Genomic DNA, 20,535 nt, shown 5'->3' with positions numbered 1-20,535 from the left:
GTGGTCACGACGAAGGAGCCGGTCCTGCGGTTCACCGAAGCGCTCGTCCGTCTGGCGCACCTGGTGCAGCAGGTGTTCGGGGAGGTCAGCAAGGAGCACGACCTGACGCCGCAGCAGGCGCAGCTGCTGTGCCTGCTCATCGACGGGCCCGTGGGGATGAGCGAGCTGACGCGCGCGCTGCACCTGGAGAAGTCGAGCCTGACCGGGCTCGTCGACCGGGCCGAGAAGCGAGGACTGGTGGTCCGCACGCGCGACCCCCGGGACCGGCGGGCCTGCCACATCGAGCTGACCGCCGACGGGTCGCGGATCGCGGTAGTGACACACGAAGGGGTCACGCATCGGCTGGACGTGTTGGCGGGGGAGCTGCCGGAGGGGCACAGAGAGCTGCTGACGTCGGCCATCGGCGGCATCCTGACCGAGCACACGTCCCGGACGGGCCGCGTCTGGTCGGCCGCCGACCGAGGGGCGGGTAATCGCCGGTCCGGCCCGGCGGAGTAGGGGGAGAGGGCGGTGACGGGCGTGCTCGTCAGGGTTTGAAGACGTTCGACAGGAACGTCGTCAGGGCTGCCGTCACCTCCTCCGGGCGTTCGAGCGGCGGCAGATGCCCCGTTTCGGGAAGGTCGAGGCGCTCGGCGGCCGGGATGCCCTTCGCCAGCAGGGCGGACATCTCCTGAATGCCGGGCACGTCCGACAGACCGTTGATCACCAGGGTGGGGGCGGTGATCTCGTGCAGGCGGGTGGCGGCGGGCGGAGCGAGGTGGCGCTCCGTGGATCGGGGGCCGGTCCAGGACCGTTCGAACACCAGGCGGCACATCTCCACCGCGGCCTCCCACACCTCCTCGGACAGGTCGTCGCGGCCACGGTCGGGCCCCGCCGTCTGCCACAACGTGTGGGCCTCCGCCATCGCGCGCACATCGGCGGGATCCACGTGGCCGGCCGTCCCGGCGCGGTAGCGGGCCAGGCGGTCGGCGGGAACCGAGGTGTGGACGCGCTCCCGGGCCTGGTCCAGCATCTCCTGCGGCCACTGGTGCCCGGCCAGGCCGGAGCTGATGAGCGCGAGCGCGACGACTCGGGAGGGGGCGGCCAGCGCGGCCTCGGTCGCGTACGCGCCGCCCATCGAGGAGCCGACCAGCGCCGCCCGCTCGACCCCCAGCGCGTCCATGACGGCGAGCAGGTCCTCGTGGTGGCACACCTCGCCCTCGGCGTCGCCGGAGCGGCCGTAGCCCCGCCCGTCGTAGCGGATGACGCGGTAGTGCTCCGAGAGGGCCTGGAACTGGTGCTCCCACAAGCGCATGTCGGCCGCCGAGCCATGCACCAGCACCACGGTGCCCGCGGGCGCCGCGGGACCGGCCTCCTCGTACGCGATCTTGACGTTGTCGATGATCACCATGGCCCTGACACTACTGCCAGGTCGGACCGGGTGACACGGCTGTTCGCCGCGGGCGCAGCCTTCTCTGGGACGAGGCTGAAGGGTGGTGCCTGGGCCGGGACGGCATGGCTGATAATGGCCGAGGTTGATGTCGCGTGAACGATGGGGGGTCGTATGCGCCTCGGCAAGGCTCTCCCGATGGTCGTCGCGGCCGCACTGGCCGGCCGCTCTGACGACGGCGACCGGCGCCTGGCGTTCCCTCGCCCTCGCACATCGGATTCACTGAGGTAGACATGCTGCTCCCCGATGAACTCAGAGTCGCCCTGGACACGGCCGTGTCCGGCTACTCGCCCCAAGAACTGTCCGACTCCGTCGCCCGTCTCACCGAGAGCTACCGTACGGGCACGACGGGAGGCGCCCACATCAGGTCCCGGGCCGACGTCGCCGCCTACGCCGCCTACCGGATGCCCGCCACCTACGCCGCCGCCGCCACGGCCATGCGCCAGGCCGCCATCATGACCCCGGGCCTGCGGCCCAGGACCCACCTCGACGTCGGCGGCGGCACCGGCGCGGCGATCTGGGCGGCGGACCAGACCTGGGGCTCCATCGAGCAGGTCACCGTCATCGAACACGACCCGCACATCATCGACCTGGGCAAACGCCTCGCCCGCACGTCCGGCTCCCTTCGCGGGGTCACCTGGCGGCAGGCGTCGGTCCGCCCCGGCCTCGACCGGCCCCCGGCCGACCTGGTGACCATGTCGTACGCGCTGGGCGAGCTGCCCCAGGCCCAGCGCCGCGAGATCGTCGGCTGGCTGGCCGCGGACGCCTCCATGGTGATCATCGTCGAGCCCGGCACCCCTGCGGGCTACGCCACCATCGCCGAGGCCCGGGAGGTCCTGGCCGCCCGCGGCCTGACCATCGTCGCTCCCTGCCCTCACGACGGCCGCTGCCCGATCGTGCCGGGACGCGACTGGTGCCACTTCTCCGTCAGGCTCCCCAGGAGCTCCCTGCACCGGCGCATCAAGGCGGGCACGCTCAGCTTCGAGGACGAGAAGTTCTCGTACGTGGCCGCCACGACGGTCCCGGCGGAGCGGGCCGCCGCCCGGATCCTGCGCCACCCGGTCAAGCGCAAGGGCGTGGTGTCCCTGCGCCTGTGCGCCGGCGAGGACGGGGTCAGGGACGTGATCGTGTCCAAGCGGCAGGGCGACCTCTACCGCGCCGCACGGGACGCCGACTGGGGCGACCCCTGGCCACGTACGGAATGAGACGCCCGTCACATTCGCGTCAGAGTCGTCACACCTGTGGGGGTGCGGCGGCTCTCACCAGGTGACAGCCGCGTCCGCCCCGGGAGGAACACCGCGATGCCAGAGGCCACTCAGGTCTTCGTCGACCACCGCGAGCTGCTGTTCTCCATCGTCTACAACATGCTGGGCAGCGTCGCCGACACCGAGGACGTGCTGCAGGAGACGTGGCTGGCCTGGGCGCCGCGCAGCGAGTCGGGCGAGGAGATCGCCAACCCGCGCGCCTACCTCGTGCGCATCGCGATCAACCGGGCGCTGGCCCGACAGGAGAGCATCAGCCGCCGCCGCGAGCAGTACGTCGGATCCTGGCTGCCCGAGCCCGTCGCCACCGACGACCAGGAGGACGCCTCCGACAAGGCGATGCGCGCAGAGTCGGTGTCCATGGCGCTGCTCGTGGTGCTCCAGTCGCTCAACCCGATGGAACGCGTGGTGTTCCTGCTGCACGAGGTCTTCGGCTACGCGCACACCGAGATCGCCGAGATCCTCGACCGCAACCCGGCGTCCGTGCGCCAGCTGGCCCACCGCGCCCGCGAACACGTCCACGCCCGCCGCCCCCGCTATGAGGTGGACCCGAGGCTGCGGCGCAGGGCGACCGAGAAGTTCCTGGCGGCCGTGTTCGGCGGCGACCTGGAGGGCCTGCTGCGGCTGCTGGCCCCCGACGTGACCCTCTGGTCGGACGGCGGCGGCAAGGCGCCTCAGCCGGGCCTGCGCCCCATCCACGGCCGCGACAAGGTGGCCAGGCTGCTCACCTCGGGCTTCGACCGCGTGCCGGCCGGGCTCGACATCCACTACCGCGAGGTGAACGGCGACCCGTCGGCCGTGCTGTTCGACGGCGACGCGCCGTTCGGCATGATGGTGCTGGACCTCACCCCGGACGGCGAGCAGGTGAGCGGCATCTACACCGTCACCAACCCCGACAAGCTCACCAACCTCGGCCCGGCGCAGCGGAAAGGGGCGGCTTCCGGTCCCTCGGGTGCGCCATCCTTGGAGGATGTGGACGACTGACCTCCTTCATTCCCTCTACGCCAGGCGCCTGCGCCGCCAGGTCACGGCCGGGCCGCTGCCCCGGCACGTCGGCCTGATCATGGACGGCAACCGGCGCTGGGCCAGGCAACAGCGCCTGCCCAGCCCCAGCATCGGCCACAAGTACGGCGCCGAGCACATCGAGCACGTGCTGGCGTGGTGCGAGGGCCTGGGCATCCAGCACGTGACCGTGTTCCTGTGCTCGACGGAGAACCTCGAGCGCCGCGGCGACGAGGAGGTCGCCTACCTGCTGCGGGTGATCGAGCAGATGGTCACCGACCGGTTCGACCGGCCCGACGCCCGCTGGCGCGTCCACGTCGCGGGCATGCTCGACATGCTGCCCGACACGACCGCCCGCGTGCTCAAGAGCGCCGTCGAGGCGACCCGCACGTGCGCCACCGGGTTCCACCTCACGCTGGCCATCGGGTACGGCGGCCGCCAGGAGGTCATCGACGCCCTGCGCGAGCTGCTGTACGAGCGGGCCGAGGCCGGGCAGTCCATGGTGGAGCTGGCCTCGACCCTGAGCGTGGACGACATCGCGCCCCACCTGTACACGGCCGGGCAGCCCGACCCCGACCTGGTCATCCGCACCAGCGGCGAGCAGCGTCTGTCCAACTTCCTGCTCTGGCAGTCCGCCTACTCCGAGCTGTACTTCTGCGAGGCGTACTGGCCGGCCTTCCGTGAGATCGACTTCCTGCGCGCGCTGCGCAGCTTCGCCGCCCGCCAGCGACGGTTCGGAGGCTGAGGTGCTGGAGCTTTTCGACCGGCAGATGCGGCGGGAGGCCCGCCCCGACGGGCCGGACGCCAGGATCGAGCGGGCCGGGCACGTGGTGCGGCAGGTGGGGCCCGAGCACGGCTGGAACGGCGTGCTCTGGTCCGACCTCGACGAGCTGAGCGCGGACGCGGCCATCTCCGAGCAGGTGCGGCACTTCGGGGGCCTGGGGCGGGCGTTCGAGTGGAAGCTGTACGGCCACGACCGGCCCGCCGACCTGGACCGGCGTCTCCTGGCAGCCGGTTTCACCCCCGAGCCCACCGAGACGCTGATGGTGGCCGAGGCCGCGCGCCTGCCGGTGGCGGGGGAGCCGCCCGAGGGCGTGCGGCTGGTCCCGGTGACCGATCCGGACGGCGTGGAGCTGGTGGCCGAGGTGCACGAGCACGCCTTCGGCACGACCCGCGACCACATCAGGGAACGCCTGCTCGACCAGCTCGACGCCGGCAACGTCATCGCCGTTCTCGCCATGGCCGGCGACGTGCCCGTCAGCGCGGCCCGCATGGACCTGCACCCGGGCACCCGGTTCGCGAGCCTGTGGGGCGGCGGCACCGTACCGGAGTGGCGGGGGAGGGGCGTCTACCGCGCGCTGGTCGCCCACCGGGCCCGCGAGGCGGTCGCGCGCGGCTACGACTACCTCCAGGTGGACGCCTCCAGCCAGAGCCGTCCCATACTGCTGCGGCTGGGGTTCGAGGCGCTCACCACGACGACGCCGTACGTCCACGAGTGAGTACCCTTGATGGGCACCTCATCCCGTCACGAATGGAGTCCAGCACGTTGCCCGGAACCCACCCCCGCGAGCTCGGCCTGCTGGCCGACTGCGAGAGCTGCTTCGGGCTGTGCTGCGTCGCGCTGCCGTTCTCGGCCTCGGCCGACTTCGCCACCGACAAGGACGCCGGGCAGCCCTGCCGCAACCTGCGCGAGGACTTCCGCTGCTCCATCCACTCCCAGCTCAGGGAGCGCGGCTTCCCCGGCTGCACCGTCTACGACTGCTTCGGGGCGGGGCAGAAGGTCTCCCAGGTCACCTTCGAGGGCACGAGCTGGCGGGAGGCTCCGGGCACGGCCCGGCAGATGTACGCGGTGTTCCCCGTCATGCGGCAGCTGCACGAGCTGCTGTGGTATCTGGCCGAGGCGCTGACCCTGGAGCCCGCCCGGGCCGTCCACGCCGAGCTGGGGCGGGCCCTCGCCGATGTCGAGCGGCTCACCCGGGAGAGCGCCGGCGTGCTGGAGCAGCTGGACGTCGCGGCGATCCGGGCCGACGTCAACGTCCTGCTGCTGCATGCGAGCGAGCTGGTCAGGGGCGGGCGCAAGGGGAAGGACCGCAGGGGAGCCGACCTGATCGGGGCCCGGCTGGCGGGCGCCGACCTGAGGGCGGCCAACCTGCGGGGCGCCTATGTGATCGGCGCCGACCTCCGGGGCGCCGATCTACGCGAGTCCGACCTGATCGGGGCCGATCTGCGGGGTGCCGACCTGTCGGGGGCCGACCTCACCGGCAGCATCTTCCTCACCCAGGCCCAGCTCAACGCCGCCAAGGGCGACGCCGCCACCCGCCTCCCGGCCACACTCACCCGCCCGGCGCACTGGGCCGCCACCCGGCATGAGGGGGCGCCTCGAGGGGCTGGCTCCGGCCGGCGCCGACGCCGCTGACACCTCCCACGCCCACGGAACCCCCCGAAGGGACATCAGCCCTGGCGGACGGGATCCCCGCCGTCGTGCGCCGGGGTCCTTCGGGGGCGGAAAGAGGGACGCGGGCGCGTGGTGACGGCGGCACGTCGGGCGACTCAGGTGCGAGGTGTCGACGGCCGCGCCTGGTCAGGAGGGTGCGGTGGTGTCGCCCAGCGACTCCAGCAGCTCGCGTAGCGTATGCGCGAGCGCGTCCCGCCGCTCCTTGGGCAGGGCCGAGAGCACGCGCTCCTCGGTCGCCACGTGGTCGGGCAGTGCCCGGTCGATCAGGGCGTGCCCCTCGTCGGTGAGCGTCACGTAGACGCCGCGCCCGTCCACGTCGCTGGGCGTGCGGTTCACCAGTCCCCGGGACTCCAGGCGGTCGAGCCGCTGCGTGATCGCCCCCGAGGTGACCATGGACGCGCGCATCAGCTCGGCAGGGGTCAGCCGGTGCGGGGGTTCGCTGCGGCGCAAGGTGGCCAGCACGTCGAAGGAGGCCGGATCCAGCCCGTGCGCGGCGAACGTACGGCGCACCTCGGCGTCGATCAGCCGCGTCACCCGCGACAGCCGACCGATCACCGCCATGGGTGAGACATCCAGGTCGGGACGCTGGGCAGCCCATTGCTCGAGGACGAGGTCGACATGATCAGCCACCACCCCAGACTACAGATGTCTTAGCGGTGAGGTAAATCACCCTGGCAAGTTAGCTTAGCGCTGAGCTACTTTGTCTTAGTGCTAAGAAACCAAACGGGAACCGTCCTGTTGACCGCGCTGACCCCCGCCATCTGGGGGACCACGTACCTCGTCACCACCGAGCTGTTGCCACCCGGCCGCCCTCTGCTGGCGGCCGTGATCCGCGCTCTGCCCGCCGGGCTCCTCCTCGTCGCCGTCACCCGCCGCCTGCCCACGGGCGTCTGGTGGTGGCGCGCCCTGGTCCTCGGGGCGCTGAACATCGGGGTGTTCTTCGCGCTGCTGTTCGTGGGGGCCTACCGGTTGCCCGGCGGGGTGGCCGCGACCGTGGGCGCCATCCAGCCCCTGCTGGTCGCCCTGCTGTCCGCCGGGCTCCTGGGCGAACGCCTGTCCCCGCGCACCGTGGTGGCCGCCGTGGCGGGCGTGGCCGGGGTGAGCCTGCTCGTGCTGCGGGCCGACGCCCGGCTGGACGCGGTCGGAGTGGCCGCCGCGCTCGGCGGCGCCGCGGTGATGGCGTTGGGAGTCGTGCTGAGCAAGCGGTGGCAGTCGCCCGCGCCGCTGCTGGCCACCACCGGCTGGCAGCTCGTGGCCGGAGGCCTGCTGCTGCTCCCCGTCGCGCTCCTCGTCGAAGGCGCGCCACCGGCCACCCTGACCACCGCGAACCTCGCCGGGTACGCCTACCTCACCGTGATCGGAGCCGCGCTCGCCTACGCGCTGTGGTTCCGCGGGCTGCGGCTGCTGTCGGCCACCAAGGTCACGTTCCTGGGTCTGCTCAGCCCCGTGGTCGCAACCGCGCTCGGCTGGCTCGTCCTCGGCCAGGAGCTCGCCCCGGTCCAGGTGCTCGGCGCGGTCGTCGTCCTGGCCGCCCTCGTCGTGGCCCAGCTCCAGCCCGCCCGCACGTTGACCGCGAAGCCCCGCGTCCTGGCCGGAAAGGAGTCCTGACATGCGCATCACCGTCTTCGGAGCCGCGGGGGCCGTGGGCGGCAGGGTGGTGGCCGAGGCGCTGTCGCGCGGCCACGAGGTCACCGCCGTCGTCCGCGACGCCGCCCGCTTCCCCCTGCTGCACCCCGCCGCACGCGCCCGCACGGGTGACGCCTCGAACGCCGTGGACGTGGCCGCACTGAGCGCCGGCCAGGACCTCGTCATCAGCGCCACCCGGCCGGCGCCCGGCCACGAGGGCGACCTGGTCACGACCGCCAAGGCGCTGCTGGCCGGGCCGGCGGCGACCGGCGTGCGGCTGCTGCTCGTCGGCGGCGCGGCCGGGCTCACCGTTCCGGGCACCGGCGGCCTCACCGTCGTGGAGACCCCGGACTTCCCGCCCGCGTGGCGGCCCATCGCGCTGGCCTGCGACCGGCAGCTCGACGCCTGCCGGGCCGAGCCGGTCGCCGACTGGACCTACCTGAGCCCTCCCGCGCTGCTCGAGCCGGGGGAGCGGACCGGCCGCTACCGGCTCGGGAGCGACGAGCTGCTGGTCGACGCCCAGGGCAGGTCGGTGATCTCCATGGAGGACTTCGCCGTCGCGCTGCTCGACGAGGCCGAACGCCCCCGGCACCGCCGGGTCAGGTTCACCGTCGGCTACTGACGCGCTCAGGCGGACTTTTCGCGGCGCTCCCCGTCGTGGTGGTCGCGGGGGACCAGGGTCGGGTTGACATGGTCGAGCACCGTGTCGCGGGTGACCACGACGCGGTCCACGTCGTCCCGGCCCGGAACCTCGTACATCACGTTGAGCAGCACCTCTTCGAGGATCGCGCGGACCGCCCTGGCTCCCGTGCGGCGCAGCAGCGCCTGCTCGGCGACGGCGGCCACGGCCTCCTCGTCGAACTCCAGCTCCACCCCGTCGAGCTCGAACAGCCGCCGGTACTGTTTGATCAGCGCGTTGCGCGGCTCGGTGAGCACCCGCATCAGCGCCGCGCGATCCAGCGGCCGCAGGGCCGTCACCACCGGCAGCCTCCCGGCGAGCTCGGGGATCAGCCCGTACGTCACCAGGTCCCGCGGCGTCACCTGGGACAGCACGTCCTCCTCCGCCGAACGCTGCCCGGCGCCGAACCCGGCGCGCTTGCGCATGAGCCGCCGCCCGATGATCTCCTCGAGGCCTTCGAACGCGCCACCGGCGATGAACAGCACGTTCGTCGTGTCGATCTGCAGGAAGTCCTGGTGCGGATGTTTCCTGCCGCCCTGCGGAGGCACGCTCGCGACCGTGCCCTCCAGGATCTTCAGCAGCGCCTGCTGCACGCCCTCGCCGGAGACGTCGCGGGTGATCGACGGGTTCTCGCCCTTGCGGGCGACCTTGTCGATCTCGTCGATGTAGACGATCCCGGTCTCGGCCCTGGAGACGTCGAAGCCGGCCGCCTGGATGAGCTTGAGCAGCAGGTTCTCGACGTCGTCGCCGACGTACCCGGCCTCGGTGAGCGCGGTCGCGTCGGCGATGGCGAACGGCACGTCCAGCATCCGCGCGAGCGTCTGCACCAGGTGCGTCTTGCCGCTGCCGGTGGGGCCGACCAGCAGGATGTTCGACTTGCCGAGCTCGACCTCATCCGACGGCGCACGGAGGCGCTTGTAGTGGTTGTAGACCGCGACCGCGAGCGCTCGCTTCGCCTCCTCCTGGCCCACCACGTACTGGTCGAGGAACGCGTGGATCTCCCGCGGCCTGGGCGACTCCGGGCGGTACTCTGCGAACTCGTCCTCGGCGACCATTTCGGTGCAGAGCACCACGCATTCGTCGCAGATGTAGACCGAAGGCGGGCCGGCGATGAGCTTGCGCACTTCCTGCTGGCTCTTCCCGCAGAACGAGCAGCGCAGCTCGCCGCCCTTGCCGATGCGCGCCACCTCAGAGGGTCACGGGCAGCGACGTCAGGCGCCAGGTGCCCGGGTCGGGTGTGTGCTGGATCTCGCCGGCGAGCGCCAGATCGGGGAAGCGGCGCAGCAGGGCGCCGAGTGCTATCCCGGTCTGCACGCGGGCCAGCGAGGCGCCGACGCAGAAGTGCGGCCCGTGTGCGAACCCGAGATGCGGCGACGGCTCCCGCCGGATGTCGAGCCGGTCCGGCTCGTCGAAGGCGCGCGGATCGCGGTTGGCGGAGGCGATCGAGGCGGTGACCGGCACGCCCTTGGGGATGGGCACGCCGCCGATCTGGACGTCCTCCATGGTGAAGCGGGGGATGGTCAGAAGCTGCGGCCCGCACCAGCGCATCAGCTCTTCCACCGCGCGCGGCATCAGGGCGGGATCGGCACGCAGCCCGGCGAGCTGGGCGGGGTGGGAGAGCAGGGCGGCGACGGCGTTGGCGATGAGGTTCGTGGGCGTCTGGCCGGCCAGGACGAGCGTCCAGACCATGGTGACCAGCTCGGTGTCGGAGAGACGGTCGCCGTCCTCTTCCATGACGCGGGCGAGGCCGGAGATCAGGTCCTCGCCGGGCTCCTCCCGGCCCTTGGCGACCGCGGCCTTGGCGCCGTCCAGGATGCGCGGGATGGCGTCCTTGAAGCTCGCGCCGTGCCCGGCCGCGACCGCGGCGCCGTACTCGCGCCACTTGGGGCGGTCGGCGGCGGGGATGCCCACCATCTCGCAGATCACCTCGATCGGCAGCGGGCGCGCGAAGTCCGCCAGCAGGTCCGGTCGCGCGGGCAGATCGTCGAGCAGGCGCTCGACGATCACCTCGATCCGCGGCCCGAAGTCCACGGCCTTGCGCGGCGTGAACGCGGGCGCGACCAGCCTGCGCAGCCGCGCGTGCTCGGCGCCGTTCATCTCGGTCATGGTCCGCATGTACGGCAGGCAGTGCTCCGGCACGTCGGGCCGCTGGTAGCTGTGCTCGTTGGTGGCCAGGCGCGGATCGCTCAGCATCGCCCTGGCCTCCTCGTGCCGCGTCACCGCCCAGAACGGTCCGAACCCGGGCGCGAGCAGCCGCGCCACCGGTGACTGCTCTCTGGCGCTCGTGTACGCGGTGAAGGGGTCACGCAGCACGGCGGGATCGGTCAGGTCGATCTCGGGCACGTCGGTCATCGCTACTCCTGAGAATTCGGATGATGACATCATCTGAATGCCCAAGGTATCCCGATTTTCGGGCGCACGGCAACGCGCAGGCGAGGTAGTTCGGGCCGGGGCGGAACCGGCGGGCGGGCAAGCGCTGTCCAAGTCATGGGCGACGTTCGCGCCGGTGCCGCACTGAGCGCCCGGCTGACGCCGCAGACGGCCCTTCCCGTCCGCGGCCGCGCTGAGCGTCGCCCCCGCCAAGCGCCTTTTCGGGCTCCGTCACCTCACGGCGCCGTCGAGCACCCGCTCCAGGAAGCCGTGCAGGTTCGCGGTCGCCCGCACGATCCGCTCCTCGACCGAGAGCGACTCGAACCGCGTGCCCAGCTCCGTCTGCTTCTTGTCACGTACATAGAGTGAGCAGGCCAGGTCGGCGCACATGTAGGCGCCGACCGTGTTGCCCTGGCGGCCGGCGGCGCCGACCCTGGGCGCGGCGAACAGCGTGACCCCGGTGCCCGCGTGCGGCGTCACGCAGACCGAGCACAGCGTGGACTTGGTGAAGCTCCTTCGCGTCTCCTGTGACAGGCGCAGCGCCACGCCGACCAGCTCGCCGCCGCGCTCGGTCACCAGGTACGCCCGCTCCGGCGCTCCCGGGTCGCGCCAGCCCAGGAAGTCGAGGTCGGGCCAGGGCGACTCGGCCAGGTCGCGCGGGAGATCGAGCCTGCGGGCCTCGCCCTTGGAGCAGTTGACGAAGGACGTGCGGATGTCGTGCTCAGCGATCGGATTCATGATTGTTTCCTGGGGATTGCTCGGAAACCTGCCAATGTCGCAGCGCGTTGTCGAGCGCGTCGAGGATCTTCGTCCAGGACGCCTGGAGGTCGCGCGTGTGCTGGAACCCGCCGCTCGCCTCCAGCCCGAAGAAGCCCTGGTACGTGCTGCGCAGCAGGCGGATGGCGTCGGTCAGGTCGGGCTCGGGCAGCCCGTACGCGCTCAGGTGCGCGTATGTGAGGGTCATGATGCGCAGATGCCCCTGGGACGTGGCCACGACGGCCGGGTCCAGAGCCATCTGGGTGGCCTGGTAGCGGCCGGGACGGGTCAGCGCGAACTCGCGCCAGGCGTTGGCGAACCCGGTCAGCGACTCCTTGCCCGACCGGCCCGACGTCGCGTCTGCGAGCCGGTCGGCCAGCTCCCGCGCGGCCAGGACGGCCACGCGGGTACGCAGGTCCCGGAGGTTCTTGACGTGCGAGTAGAGGCTCGCGTCGGCCACCCCGAACCTGCGTGCCAGCGCGGACACGGTGATGTTGTCGAACCCGGCCTCGTCGGCCAGATCGGCGGCCGCCTCGGTCACCCGATCCGCTGTCAGCCCGGCACGAGCCATGGGCACCTCCTCATAACCTAGGAATCCTAGTTTTTACCCTAGGGTCACAAGGTATCGCAACCGGTGTACGGTCACCGCATGAGCAGACGGGTGCCGTTGACCGGCGGCGAGAAGGAGAGCCTGCACGCCAGCCTCGACCGCCACCGCGACGCCGTCCTGTGGAAGGTGGAGGGGCTCGACGAGGAGCAGGCCAGGCGGCCCATGACACCATCGGGCACGAGTCTGCTCGGCCTGGTGAAGCACCTGGCGGCGGTGGAGAACGGGTGGTTCTGCCTGACGTTCGGGCGGGAGCCGGAGCCGCTGTGGTTCGCGCCGGAAGAGGACATGGAGATCCGGCCGGAGGAGACCATCGAGCAGATCGTCGCCTTCTACGGCCGCGCGCGAGCCCGCGCCGACCGGGCGATCAACGACCTGGACCTGGAGACCACGGGCACGTCATGGTCGGGGGAGACGGTGAGCATGCGGTGGGTGCTCATCCACATGATCGAGGACACGGCGCGGCACGCGGGTCACATGGACATCCTGCGCGAGCTCATCGACGGCGCCGCCGGCGACCACCGCCCCGCCTGACCGGCGCGCGTGTCACAGGGCGGTCGGCAGGACCGGCCGCCCTCTGACTCCGGGGTCGGCGGCGAAGACGGCGCCCGCGTCCGGCTCCTCGGCGCGGTCCACGCCGAGCGCCGAGGTGGTGATGAACAGCCGGTCGAGGCCCTCGCCGCCGAACGTCACCGCGGTGACCTTCCGTACGGGCAGGTTGACGACGGCGTCGAGCCGGCCGCTCGCGTCGTAGCGATGCACGGCCGCGCCCTGCCACAACGCCACCCACACCCCGCCCTCGGCGTCGACGGTCAGCCCGTCGGGGGCTCCTTGGGCGGCATCGACGACGGCGAACGGGCGCCGTCCGCTCAGCCCGCCCTCCGGGTCGTAGTCGAGCACGTCGACCCGGCCGGTCGTGGTGTCGGCGTAGTAGGCGAGGGTGCCGTCCGGGCTGAAGTCGAAGCCGTTCGAGATCGTCACCTCGGGCAGCACGACCCGCAGCCCGCCGCCGGGCTCGGCCACGTAGAACGACCCGCGGCCCGGGCTCTCGTCGTAGGCCATGCTGCCGATGTAGAAGCGGCCGTCGGGGTCGCAGCCGCCGTCGTTCATCCGGACGGCGGGGTCGGTCCAGGCCTCGCCCAGGGAGCGCAGCGGGGCGTCCAGGTCGTCGGTGCCGGACAGCAGCAGCTCGCGCTCGCCCGCGACCAGGTAGCCGCCGGACACGCGTGGCCGTACGACGGCGGCCACCTTCCCCACGTGGCGGCGGCGCACCTTGCCCTGGGCGTCGAGCGCGAGCACGTCACCGGCCAGCATGTCCACCCACCGCAGCCCGCCCCAGCGGCTCGACCACACGGGGCCCTCGCCGTGCTCGGAGACGGGGTCGGTCACGGTGTACGGGGCGATGCTCATGCCGCTCTCCTGAGGGTCGCAGGGTCGTGATCCAGACCCTACCGCCGCTCGGCCCGCGTCCTTCGGTGAGCGCTATGCCGCGGCGACGGCACGGACGCAGAAGGCGGTCGAGGGCAGCACGACGGTCCCGTCGCCGTCCAGATGGGGACGTGCGGCGGTGCTGATGAGCTCGGCGACGGCGGCGTCGGAGCCGAGGAGCTGCCGGGCCGCGGCGAGCAGCCGGGGCGCCGTGACGGCCAGGGTGACCTGTACGTAGCGCTCGAGGCCGGCGAATCTGAACGGGATCACCAGTTCCCCGCCGCTGACGTCGGCGAATCCCGCCCCTCGCAGCTGCTGGATCAGCGTGTCGAGGTCGGCCATGGCGAACGGGCCCGGTGCGCCGGGCGGCGGGGAGGCGCCCAGGGCGCGGGCCACGGCCAAGGTGCCGGTGGCGAAGCCGTTGAGCTGTGGGGAGGCCCACACGGTCGCGGCCAGAACGCCTCCCGGGGCCAGGACACGCCGGATCTCCGCGAAGGTACGGGCCGGCGCGGGGGCGAACATCAGGGCGAAGCGGGCCAGAACGACGTCCGCCGACGCGTCCGGCAGATCCAGGGTGTCGAAGTCGCCTACGAGGAACTCGACGTCCGGCTGGCCGGTGGCGCGCCGGCGGGCCAACTCGATCATCTCGCCGGACAGGTCGATGCCGATCACGTCGCCGCCGGGTCGCAGCAGCGGGGCCACCGAGAGCGCGGGCTCTCCGTATCCGGTGCCGAGATCGAGGACGCGTTGACCGGGGCGCGGGGACGCCAGCTCGATGAGCCGGTCGGTGGCCGACGACAGCGCGGCCTCCAGGTCGTCCACTAATCCTTCCAGGCCCAACGCGGCCGCGTCCCAGTCCTGGGCCTGTGCGTGTTTGATCGCGGCGATCTCGTCGACGGTCATGTCGTTGCCCCCTTCGCTTGTGGTTGCGTGATAGGACCACGAATCTATGAGGAGTGGTCCCATCACGCAACCACTAAGATGGGTCCATGCTCGGCCGGACCTACGAGGGACAGAACTGCTCCGCGGCTCGCGCTCTGGAACTCGTCGGAGAGCGGTGGACCTTGTTGATCTTGAGAGATGTGCTGCTGCGCCATCTCAAGACGTTCGGCGAGTTCCGGGCCAGCCTCGGCATCGCCAGAAATGTGCTGTCCGCCCGGCTCGATCATCTGGTTCGGGAGGGCGTCCTCCAGCGCCGGCCCTACGGCGGCCACGCCGACCATTACGAGTACCTGCCCACCGACAAGGCCACCGATCTGCTGCCGGTCATCCTGGCCCTGACCGCCTGGGGCGACCGCTGGGCGGCGCCGCAAGGTCCGCCGGTCCTGTTCCGGCACGGCTCCTGTGGCGCGGCGGTCGAGCAGAGGGTCGAGTGCGCCGGATGCGGCGAGCTCGCCGACCTCCACCAGGTGGTCGCCGTGCCGGGCCCGGGCCGCTGACCAGGTAGGGCCTCCCGGAGGCCCAGGACCCTGCCCGGCTGGGCGGCGCGGTGGCGGGTGGTCAGATGCAGTGGATGCGGTGGCCCATGATCTGGTGCGGGACGATCCGGATGTAGAGCCGGCGCTCGCCGCCCGCCCACGGCGTGACGTCCGCGTCGGCCACGTCGCCCATCTCGTCCGGCGTCACATGATGAGCCGGCCCCTGCACCAGGACGCTCCACCCTTCGCGGTTGGTCTCGTCGATCTGGTCGATCTCGAAGGCGATCTTGATGTCCACCCCTTCCAGCCCTGTACGGAGGTCCCGGTCCATCGAGCCGCCCACGGCCGTGCGGAAGACGATCGCGCCGTGGTGCATCTTGTAGTTGACGGGCAGCACGGTCGGCCCGTAGGAGCCGTAGAACGCGACCCGCCCGATCCCGCCCGGCTCGATCAGCCGCAGGCATTCCTCCCGGTCCAGCACCTCCAGCGTCGGGTTGGCCATGGCGGGCCCGTGCCCGGGCGGGCGGTCCTTGTCGCCGCCCAGCAGTTCGTGCACCGTGGTCTGCAGGGCGTCGGCCAGGCGGAAGAGGGCTCCGGTGTCGGGCATGTCGGGATTCTCCTCCAGGTATTTCAGGTAGCCCGGCGACATGTCCGCATGCTCGGCGACCTGTTCGCGGGTCAGGCCGAGGCGTTCGCGGTGATGGATGATGCGGCGTCCGAGATCTCCGGTGCCGGTCATGATGGCTACTCCTCGCGTATAGGTACGGCACGCGGTGCCGTTCACGCGTGCCTCGTTGTGGTCGGCGTCGATGAAGATCTGGCGCCCGCGATAGCAGATCGGCATGGACAGCACGCCGAGCCGGCCGGGCAGCAGGGGATCCAGCCGAAACCCGTCCGGCCGCAGTTCCAGGCCGAGGTAGCAGCGTTGGAGGAGGTCGAGCGTGCCGCCCATGGCGCCCAGGTGGATGCCTTCAGGGGTGGTGCCACCCTGGACGTCCTTGATGTCGCTGTAGAGGGCCTCGGTGAAGAACCTCCAGGACTGCGAGCGGTTGGAACGTGCCAGGACCCAGGCGTGCACGACGGCGCTGAGTGTCGAGCCGTGGCTGGTGCGGTCCAGGTAGTAGGCGACCGTACGGGGGATCAGGCTGGGCCGGACAGGGTAGCCGAGCCGTTCCAGGAGGCCGAGCAGCTCGGCGCCGGTCAGCAGGTAGCAGAGCATGAGCGTGTCGGCCTGTTTGGAGGCCTTGTAGCGGTTGACGTCGTCGCCGCCGGCCTCCAGCGCCCGGTCCAGGCGCCGCACGCCGCGGTAGCGGCTCCAGTCGAGCTCGAGCAGGTCCGCGTACCCGGTGAACTGGCTGATCACACCGTCGTGGAAGTCCACCCGCATCCGGCGGCTGATGTCGTCCCAGCGGGCCAGCTCCGCTGGCTCGGGCTCCAGACCGGGCACCAGCGAGGCCGTCTCGCGGGCGCGGATCATCAGCCACACGGTCATGACGTTCGTGTACGCGTTGTTGGCCAGCCCCGGCACGGCGGCGCCCGGGTAGCCGTCGTGGTATTCGTCGGGCCCCATGACGCCGCGGATCTCGTACCGGTCGCCGTACGGCACGGCCAGGGAGGCGAAGAACCTGGCGATGTCGAGCAGCAGCTCGGCGCACCACGAAGGCATCGAGCCGGTGGCCAGGTAGTGCTGCCACACGTTGTAGGCGATGGCCAGGCCGACGTGCCGCTGCAGCCGGGAGTGGTCGGGCAGCCAGCGGCCCGACATGGGGTTGACGTGGAGGGTGGGGGTCTCCTCGCGGCCGTCGCTGCCGCTCTGCCAGGGGAACATCGCGCCGTCGTACCCCGCCTCCCTGGCCGCGTCCCTGGCCTCGGGCAGCCGCCGCCAGCGGTAACGCAGCAGGCCGAGCGCGATCTCGGGGAAGCGCAGGCTCAGCCACGGCTGCACGAACAGCTCGTCCCAGAACACATGCCCCCGGTACGCCTCCCCGTGCAGGCCGCGGGCGGGCACGCCCGCGTCGAGCTCGGCGGTGTGCGGGGAGAGCGTCTGGAGCAGATGGAAGATGTGCAGGTGGACGATCCGGGACAACCTGGGGCCGCCCACGTCGAGCTGGGCGCGCCGCCACAGCCCTTCCCACGCGGCGGCGTGGCGGGCCAGCAGGTCGTCGAAGCGGGGTGCCCGGCGTACGTGCCTGAGTGCCGACGAGCGGGGGTCGTGGGTGGCGGGGTCGCGCGAGGTCGTCAGCGCCACGATCTTGGTGAGCGTCGCGGGCTCGCCCCGGGTCAGGTGAAGCACGTGGTCGGAGAAGACGTAGTCGGGGCCGGGCGACGGCCTGGCGGCGGTGACGCCGGGGCTCGCGGGCGGCGGCCGCGCGCCGGGCACGTCCGCGTCGATCCTGGCGGCCAGGGCCACGGTGATGTGCGAGCAGCTGGTACACGCCGTCAGCCAGGCCAGGTCGTCCTCGGAGCCGGTGGCGTGCCCGATGAGGTGGTCGCCGCGCAGCTCCCGGTAGCGGGCCACGCTCCGGTTCGAGACCCGGCCGTCCAGTGTGGCGCGCACGCGGATCGGCCCCGACCAGTTCTCGGCGGTGAACGTGGTCTCCAGGGCGGCCAGGTACGGGTCCGCCATGGACACCAGGCGGCGCTGCCGTACGCGTGTGACGCGGCCCTCGCCGTCGCGCCAGCGCAGCGCACGCACCAGCACGCCGTGCCACAGATCGAGCTCGTGCCGGTACGCCGCCGGCGCCGCCCGCTCGGGCCGGAACCACTCCGACCCCGGCGTGGCGAACGTCAGCGGCAGCCAGTCCGGCATGTTGACGATGTCCTCGTTCGTCACGGTGTGCCCGGCGACCACGGAGTCGAGCCGGTCGTAGCAGCCCGCCACGTAGGTGCCCGGCACGCGGGACTCGCCGTCGGGGGTGGCGCCCCGGGTGGCGAACCGGCCGTTGCCGAGCGTGCACAACGCCTCCCGCAGCCCCTCCCCGGCGGGGTCGAGGCCCTCGAAGACGAGCATCCAGGCGTTCATCGCGGCTCTCCGGGCACGTCCCTGCGGAGCGTGGTCGGGTCGAAGGTGCCCACACCCGGACGCTACCCACGCACGTCCCGGCCAGCCCTCTCCTGACCAGGCCGAACACCCGGAGCCGAGGCCCGTCCGGCAGGGCCCTCAGCGCGGCGGCGGCGCCGTGAGGGCGCGCACGGTCACGGGCAGCCCGTCGCGGCGAAGGCCAGGAACTGGGTCGCCTCGCGCTGGTCGAAGTTGTCGTCCGAGCCGATCACGAGGGTGCACTCGCCACTGGCCAGGCGCGGCCCCCAGGCCATGCTCTCCAGGTTCTGCACCGGCCGGCGGAAGGAGCCGAGATCGTAGACCAGTCGCTTGGTCACCGGCCGGTACGGCGCGCCCTGCGACAGGTCGTTCCTGTCCAGCACATTCGTGGCGTCATGCCGGTCGATCTCGTAGAGCTTCACCCGGTAGCCCACGCCCTGGATCCAGGACCGCTCGAGCGCAAGGTAACGGTAGTCGTCGATGGCCAGGATCTCCGACACCCCGGTGTCGGTCGCCCCATCGGGCGGGATCGGCGCGACGGGCAGCGGGTCGAGCGGGTAGGCGTACTGGCCGCGCTGGAAGCTCTGGCGCCTCCACACGGTGAGCCGTGCGGGCGAGCCGCGCTCCACCGTGGGCACCGGCCCGTCCTCGTAGCGCGGGCCCTCGGTGACGGCGGTGATCCGCCGGGGGGTGACGGCCAGTCCCTCGAAACCGAAATTACGCCGCGGCCCGCTCTCGGTATCCGTCAGCAGCAAATTCTGAGGCACGCGCAATTCGCCGACATTATGCCCCTTGAGATCCGCCAGGCGCACCCTGGGGGGTGAAATCGGAATGGCCGGATTCCGGCTGTCCGGCCGGTCCCCTTCGTCTCCCCACAGCAGCACTCCGCGCCGCGGGTCGTACCTGATCGACTCGGGGTCGGCCGACCCCGGCCTGCCGTATCCCGGGTACGGAGTGCCGTCGGTCCTGGTCAGCGTCGTGACCCCGGTCAGCCGAACGCCGGTGAACTCCCCCGTCTCCCGGTTGATGTCCAGCCGGCCGGTGTAGTAGCGGGCGGGGTTGTAGCGCCACCGGTCGTCGGAGATGAAGTACCAGGTGCCGGTGGCCGGGTCGCGGTCGATGCCCGACAACCCGCCCACGGTGGTCCCCCGGAACCGCATCAAGTGCGGCAACCGCTGCTCCCCGAGAAACCGCGTGATCCGTACGGGCTCCGCCCGCGCCGCCGAGGCGGGAGGGGCGGCGCTCACCACCATCGCGAACGCGACGGCGATTTCCATTGTTCTCCGCGAACGAGCCATATGATCCCCACAATTCCAGGAGCGGAACCGACGGAGAAAATGAAAGCGCGGATCACCGGCCAAGTCCACGGACAACCAACGGCACGCCGCCCATCAAAAAGGGTCAAATCATTCCAAGAAAAGCGCCCGGTATTCTCCCGGGCGCGCACGCCGCCGCATCAATGAAGACGGGTCCCGATGACCGTCGTGGCGTCCAGGTCGTCCGAGCGTGCCACGCGGGCGGTAAGTCCCGAGCGGATGACGGCCTCGGCGGTCGCGGCCGCCTGCCGTTCGCTGGTCTCGACCAGCAGGTGGCCGCCGGGCGCGAGCCATTGCGGCGCCCCGGCGATCACCCGCCGAACGACGTCGAGCCCGTCGCCTCCGCCGTCGAGCGCGACGAGCGGCTCGTGCAGCCGGGCCTCGGACGGCAGCAGCGCGACCGATTCCGAGGGCACGTACGGGGGGCTCGCGATGACGACGTCCACCCGGCCACGCAACGAGGCGGGCAGCGGCTCGTACAGATCGCCCTCATAGACGTGACCGGCGGCGAGGTTGCGCCGGGCGCAGCGCACGGCGGCGGGATCGAGGTCGGTGGCGTGCAGCTCGGCCCGCTCCAGCCCCGCGGCCAGCGCCGCCCCCATCGCGCCGGTGCCGCAGCACAGGTCGAGGACGACCGGCGTCCCGGCGACCCGGCGGGCCAGCTCGACGGCCTGCCGGATGAGGAACTCGGTGCGCGGCCTGGGCACGAACACCCCCGGCTCCACCGCCACCCGCAGCCCGCAGAACTCGGCCCAGCCGAGGACGTGCTGGAGGGGCTCGCCGGCCACGCGCCGCTCGACCATGGCGGCGAGCTCCTCAGAGGTGGCGGCGGTGGAGACGAGCAGTTCGGCCTCGTCCTCGGCGAACACGCAGCCGGCGGCGCGCAGCCTGGTGACGAGGGTACGGACAGATGACGAGGAAATCGACATGACAGCCTTTCGGGACGCCATGGGCGCTCCCGCGGTCACCTGGCCCGGTCGCGGGGAGGGAGCACCCAGCCTGACACAGCGTTGATGGGTCTCACCTCCTCAGGACGATCTGTCCGAGAGAGTACCAGAGCCTTTCCCTGACACCGGCGCGCTCCCGGGTCATCTCTGTGACGGAAAGGCCATGTCAGAGAGGCGGTCAGCCGGGGTACTTCCTTACG

General features: G+C 71.9%; 21 protein-coding genes. 10 read left to right on the top strand and 11 right to left on the bottom strand.

What is annotated here, in order from left to right; genetic code table 11:
- Positions 1–498, top strand: a complete 498-nt coding sequence (locus tag ACQPWU_RS33685; RefSeq protein ID WP_433428960.1) for a MarR family winged helix-turn-helix transcriptional regulator — start codon at positions 1–3, stop codon at positions 496–498.
- 28 nt (positions 499–526) lie between these two features.
- Here the strand turns inward: ACQPWU_RS33685 and ACQPWU_RS33680 are convergent, their stop codons facing one another.
- The gene (locus ACQPWU_RS33680) at positions 527–1,390 is read right to left on the bottom strand and encodes an alpha/beta fold hydrolase (RefSeq protein WP_433428957.1); all 864 of its coding nucleotides are present in this window, start codon (positions 1,388–1,390) and stop codon (positions 527–529) included.
- Between the two features lie 272 nt (positions 1,391–1,662).
- Here ACQPWU_RS33680 and ACQPWU_RS33675 point away from each other — a divergent pair, with 272 nt between their 5' ends.
- From ACQPWU_RS33675 to ACQPWU_RS33655, 5 genes are all read left to right on the top strand, one after another.
- Positions 1,663–2,634 (top strand): small ribosomal subunit Rsm22 family protein, encoded by a 972-nt coding sequence (locus tag ACQPWU_RS33675; protein ID WP_433428954.1) that lies wholly within the window; start codon positions 1,663–1,665, stop codon positions 2,632–2,634.
- 96 nt (positions 2,635–2,730) lie between these two features.
- Positions 2,731–3,675: an RNA polymerase sigma factor SigJ gene (gene sigJ / locus ACQPWU_RS33670; RefSeq protein ID WP_433428951.1), complete on the top strand. Its 945-nt coding sequence runs from the start codon at positions 2,731–2,733 to the stop codon at positions 3,673–3,675.
- Positions 3,662–4,438, top strand: coding sequence for a polyprenyl diphosphate synthase (gene uppS / locus ACQPWU_RS33665; RefSeq protein ID WP_433428948.1), 777 nt, complete (start codon positions 3,662–3,664; stop codon positions 4,436–4,438). The genes sigJ and uppS overlap by 14 nt, the downstream gene beginning before the upstream one ends.
- A 1-nt stretch (position 4,439) precedes the next feature.
- The gene (locus ACQPWU_RS33660; RefSeq protein WP_433428945.1) at positions 4,440–5,192 is read left to right on the top strand and encodes a GNAT family N-acetyltransferase; all 753 of its coding nucleotides are present in this window, start codon (positions 4,440–4,442) and stop codon (positions 5,190–5,192) included.
- A 32-nt stretch (positions 5,193–5,224) separates the two neighbouring features.
- Positions 5,225–6,109 carry a pentapeptide repeat-containing protein gene (locus tag ACQPWU_RS33655; protein WP_433428942.1) on the top strand — a complete coding sequence of 295 codons (885 nt, stop codon included), beginning with the start codon at positions 5,225–5,227 and terminating at the stop codon, positions 6,107–6,109.
- A 165-nt stretch (positions 6,110–6,274) separates the two neighbouring features.
- Here ACQPWU_RS33655 and ACQPWU_RS33650 read toward each other — a convergent pair whose 3' ends face one another.
- A complete protein-coding gene (locus tag ACQPWU_RS33650) occupies positions 6,275–6,778 on the bottom strand; it encodes a MarR family winged helix-turn-helix transcriptional regulator (protein ID WP_433428939.1) in 504 nt (167 codons plus the stop codon).
- 108 nt (positions 6,779–6,886) lie between these two features.
- Between ACQPWU_RS33650 and ACQPWU_RS33645 the strand changes: the two genes are divergently transcribed.
- Both ACQPWU_RS33645 and ACQPWU_RS33640 read left to right on the top strand, forming a co-directional pair.
- A complete protein-coding gene (locus ACQPWU_RS33645) occupies positions 6,887–7,756 on the top strand; it encodes an EamA family transporter (protein ID WP_433428937.1) in 870 nt (289 codons plus the stop codon).
- A 1-nt stretch (position 7,757) separates the two neighbouring features.
- Complete coding sequence (locus tag ACQPWU_RS33640; protein WP_433428935.1) at positions 7,758–8,396, top strand: NAD(P)-dependent oxidoreductase; 639 nt, start codon at positions 7,758–7,760, stop codon at positions 8,394–8,396.
- A gap of 5 nt (positions 8,397–8,401) precedes the next feature.
- Here ACQPWU_RS33640 and clpX read toward each other — a convergent pair whose 3' ends face one another.
- The 4 genes from clpX to ACQPWU_RS33620 form a co-directional block, all read right to left on the bottom strand.
- Positions 8,402–9,640 (bottom strand): ATP-dependent Clp protease ATP-binding subunit ClpX, encoded by a 1,239-nt coding sequence (clpX, locus tag ACQPWU_RS33635; protein WP_433428933.1) that lies wholly within the window; start codon positions 9,638–9,640, stop codon positions 8,402–8,404.
- A 1-nt stretch (position 9,641) separates the two neighbouring features.
- On the bottom strand, positions 9,642–10,805 hold the full coding sequence (locus ACQPWU_RS33630; protein WP_433428931.1) for a cytochrome P450 family protein: 1,164 nt from the start codon (positions 10,803–10,805) through the stop codon (positions 9,642–9,644).
- A 249-nt stretch (positions 10,806–11,054) separates the two neighbouring features.
- Positions 11,055–11,561 carry an FBP domain-containing protein gene (locus ACQPWU_RS33625; RefSeq protein ID WP_433428929.1) on the bottom strand — a complete coding sequence of 169 codons (507 nt, stop codon included), beginning with the start codon at positions 11,559–11,561 and terminating at the stop codon, positions 11,055–11,057.
- A complete protein-coding gene (locus ACQPWU_RS33620; protein ID WP_433428927.1) occupies positions 11,545–12,150 on the bottom strand; it encodes a TetR-like C-terminal domain-containing protein in 606 nt (201 codons plus the stop codon). The genes ACQPWU_RS33625 and ACQPWU_RS33620 overlap by 17 nt, the downstream gene beginning before the upstream one ends.
- 78 nt (positions 12,151–12,228) lie before the next feature.
- Here ACQPWU_RS33620 and ACQPWU_RS33615 point away from each other — a divergent pair, with 78 nt between their 5' ends.
- Positions 12,229–12,720 carry a DinB family protein gene (locus ACQPWU_RS33615; RefSeq protein WP_433428924.1) on the top strand — a complete coding sequence of 164 codons (492 nt, stop codon included), beginning with the start codon at positions 12,229–12,231 and terminating at the stop codon, positions 12,718–12,720.
- Positions 12,721–12,732: 12 nt separating this feature from the next.
- On the opposite strand, the gene ACQPWU_RS33610 is transcribed toward ACQPWU_RS33615, so the two are convergent.
- Positions 12,733–13,596 (bottom strand): SMP-30/gluconolactonase/LRE family protein, encoded by an 864-nt coding sequence (locus ACQPWU_RS33610; protein ID WP_433428921.1) that lies wholly within the window; start codon positions 13,594–13,596, stop codon positions 12,733–12,735.
- A 72-nt stretch (positions 13,597–13,668) separates the two neighbouring features.
- The gene (locus tag ACQPWU_RS33605; RefSeq protein ID WP_433428918.1) at positions 13,669–14,517 is read right to left on the bottom strand and encodes a class I SAM-dependent methyltransferase; all 849 of its coding nucleotides are present in this window, start codon (positions 14,515–14,517) and stop codon (positions 13,669–13,671) included.
- An 86-nt stretch (positions 14,518–14,603) separates the two neighbouring features.
- Between ACQPWU_RS33605 and ACQPWU_RS33600 the strand changes: the two genes are divergently transcribed.
- Positions 14,604–15,053, top strand: a complete 450-nt coding sequence (locus ACQPWU_RS33600) for a winged helix-turn-helix transcriptional regulator (RefSeq protein ID WP_433428915.1) — start codon at positions 14,604–14,606, stop codon at positions 15,051–15,053.
- Positions 15,054–15,114: 61 nt separating this feature from the next.
- On the opposite strand, the gene ACQPWU_RS33595 is transcribed toward ACQPWU_RS33600, so the two are convergent.
- The 3 genes from ACQPWU_RS33595 to ACQPWU_RS33585 form a co-directional block, all read right to left on the bottom strand.
- Positions 15,115–18,054 carry a pyridoxamine 5'-phosphate oxidase family protein gene (locus ACQPWU_RS33595; RefSeq protein WP_433428913.1) on the bottom strand — a complete coding sequence of 980 codons (2,940 nt, stop codon included), beginning with the start codon at positions 18,052–18,054 and terminating at the stop codon, positions 15,115–15,117.
- 173 nt (positions 18,055–18,227) lie between these two features.
- Positions 18,228–19,349, bottom strand: coding sequence for an esterase-like activity of phytase family protein (locus ACQPWU_RS33590; RefSeq protein WP_433428911.1), 1,122 nt, complete (start codon positions 19,347–19,349; stop codon positions 18,228–18,230).
- Positions 19,350–19,528: 179 nt separating this feature from the next.
- Complete coding sequence (locus ACQPWU_RS33585; protein ID WP_433428908.1) at positions 19,529–20,317, bottom strand: putative protein N(5)-glutamine methyltransferase; 789 nt, start codon at positions 20,315–20,317, stop codon at positions 19,529–19,531.
- Between the last annotated feature and the right edge of the window lie 218 nt (positions 20,318–20,535).

Origin of the sequence: Nonomuraea sp. CA-141351, from assembly GCF_050944675.1 — a bacterium.
Classification (GTDB): Bacteria; Actinomycetota; Actinomycetes; order Streptosporangiales; family Streptosporangiaceae; genus Nonomuraea.
Note: the sequence above shows the minus strand (reverse complement) of the source record. Positions and strands in the feature narration are given on the sequence as shown.

Coding starts and splice junctions, on each gene's coding strand:
- ACQPWU_RS33630 (WP_433428931.1), bottom strand. CDS start 10,805: ATGACCGACGTGCCCGAGATCGACCTGACCGATCCCGCCGTGCTGCGT.
- ACQPWU_RS33595 (WP_433428913.1), bottom strand. CDS start 18,054: ATGAACGCCTGGATGCTCGTCTTCGAGGGCCTCGACCCCGCCGGGGAG.
- ACQPWU_RS33590 (WP_433428911.1), bottom strand. CDS start 19,349: ATGGAAATCGCCGTCGCGTTCGCGATGGTGGTGAGCGCCGCCCCTCCC.
- ACQPWU_RS33585 (WP_433428908.1), bottom strand. CDS start 20,317: ATGTCGATTTCCTCGTCATCTGTCCGTACCCTCGTCACCAGGCTGCGC.
- uppS (WP_433428948.1), top strand. CDS start 3,662: ATGTGGACGACTGACCTCCTTCATTCCCTCTACGCCAGGCGCCTGCGC.
- ACQPWU_RS33675 (WP_433428954.1), top strand. CDS start 1,663: ATGCTGCTCCCCGATGAACTCAGAGTCGCCCTGGACACGGCCGTGTCC.
- ACQPWU_RS33610 (WP_433428921.1), bottom strand. CDS start 13,596: ATGAGCATCGCCCCGTACACCGTGACCGACCCCGTCTCCGAGCACGGC.
- ACQPWU_RS33625 (WP_433428929.1), bottom strand. CDS start 11,561: ATGAATCCGATCGCTGAGCACGACATCCGCACGTCCTTCGTCAACTGC.
- ACQPWU_RS33680 (WP_433428957.1), bottom strand. CDS start 1,390: ATGGTGATCATCGACAACGTCAAGATCGCGTACGAGGAGGCCGGTCCC.
- ACQPWU_RS33600 (WP_433428915.1), top strand. CDS start 14,604: ATGCTCGGCCGGACCTACGAGGGACAGAACTGCTCCGCGGCTCGCGCT.
- sigJ (WP_433428951.1), top strand. CDS start 2,731: ATGCCAGAGGCCACTCAGGTCTTCGTCGACCACCGCGAGCTGCTGTTC.
- ACQPWU_RS33640 (WP_433428935.1), top strand. CDS start 7,758: ATGCGCATCACCGTCTTCGGAGCCGCGGGGGCCGTGGGCGGCAGGGTG.
- ACQPWU_RS33615 (WP_433428924.1), top strand. CDS start 12,229: ATGAGCAGACGGGTGCCGTTGACCGGCGGCGAGAAGGAGAGCCTGCAC.
- ACQPWU_RS33605 (WP_433428918.1), bottom strand. CDS start 14,517: ATGACCGTCGACGAGATCGCCGCGATCAAACACGCACAGGCCCAGGAC.
- ACQPWU_RS33620 (WP_433428927.1), bottom strand. CDS start 12,150: ATGGCTCGTGCCGGGCTGACAGCGGATCGGGTGACCGAGGCGGCCGCC.
- ACQPWU_RS33655 (WP_433428942.1), top strand. CDS start 5,225: ATGGAGTCCAGCACGTTGCCCGGAACCCACCCCCGCGAGCTCGGCCTG.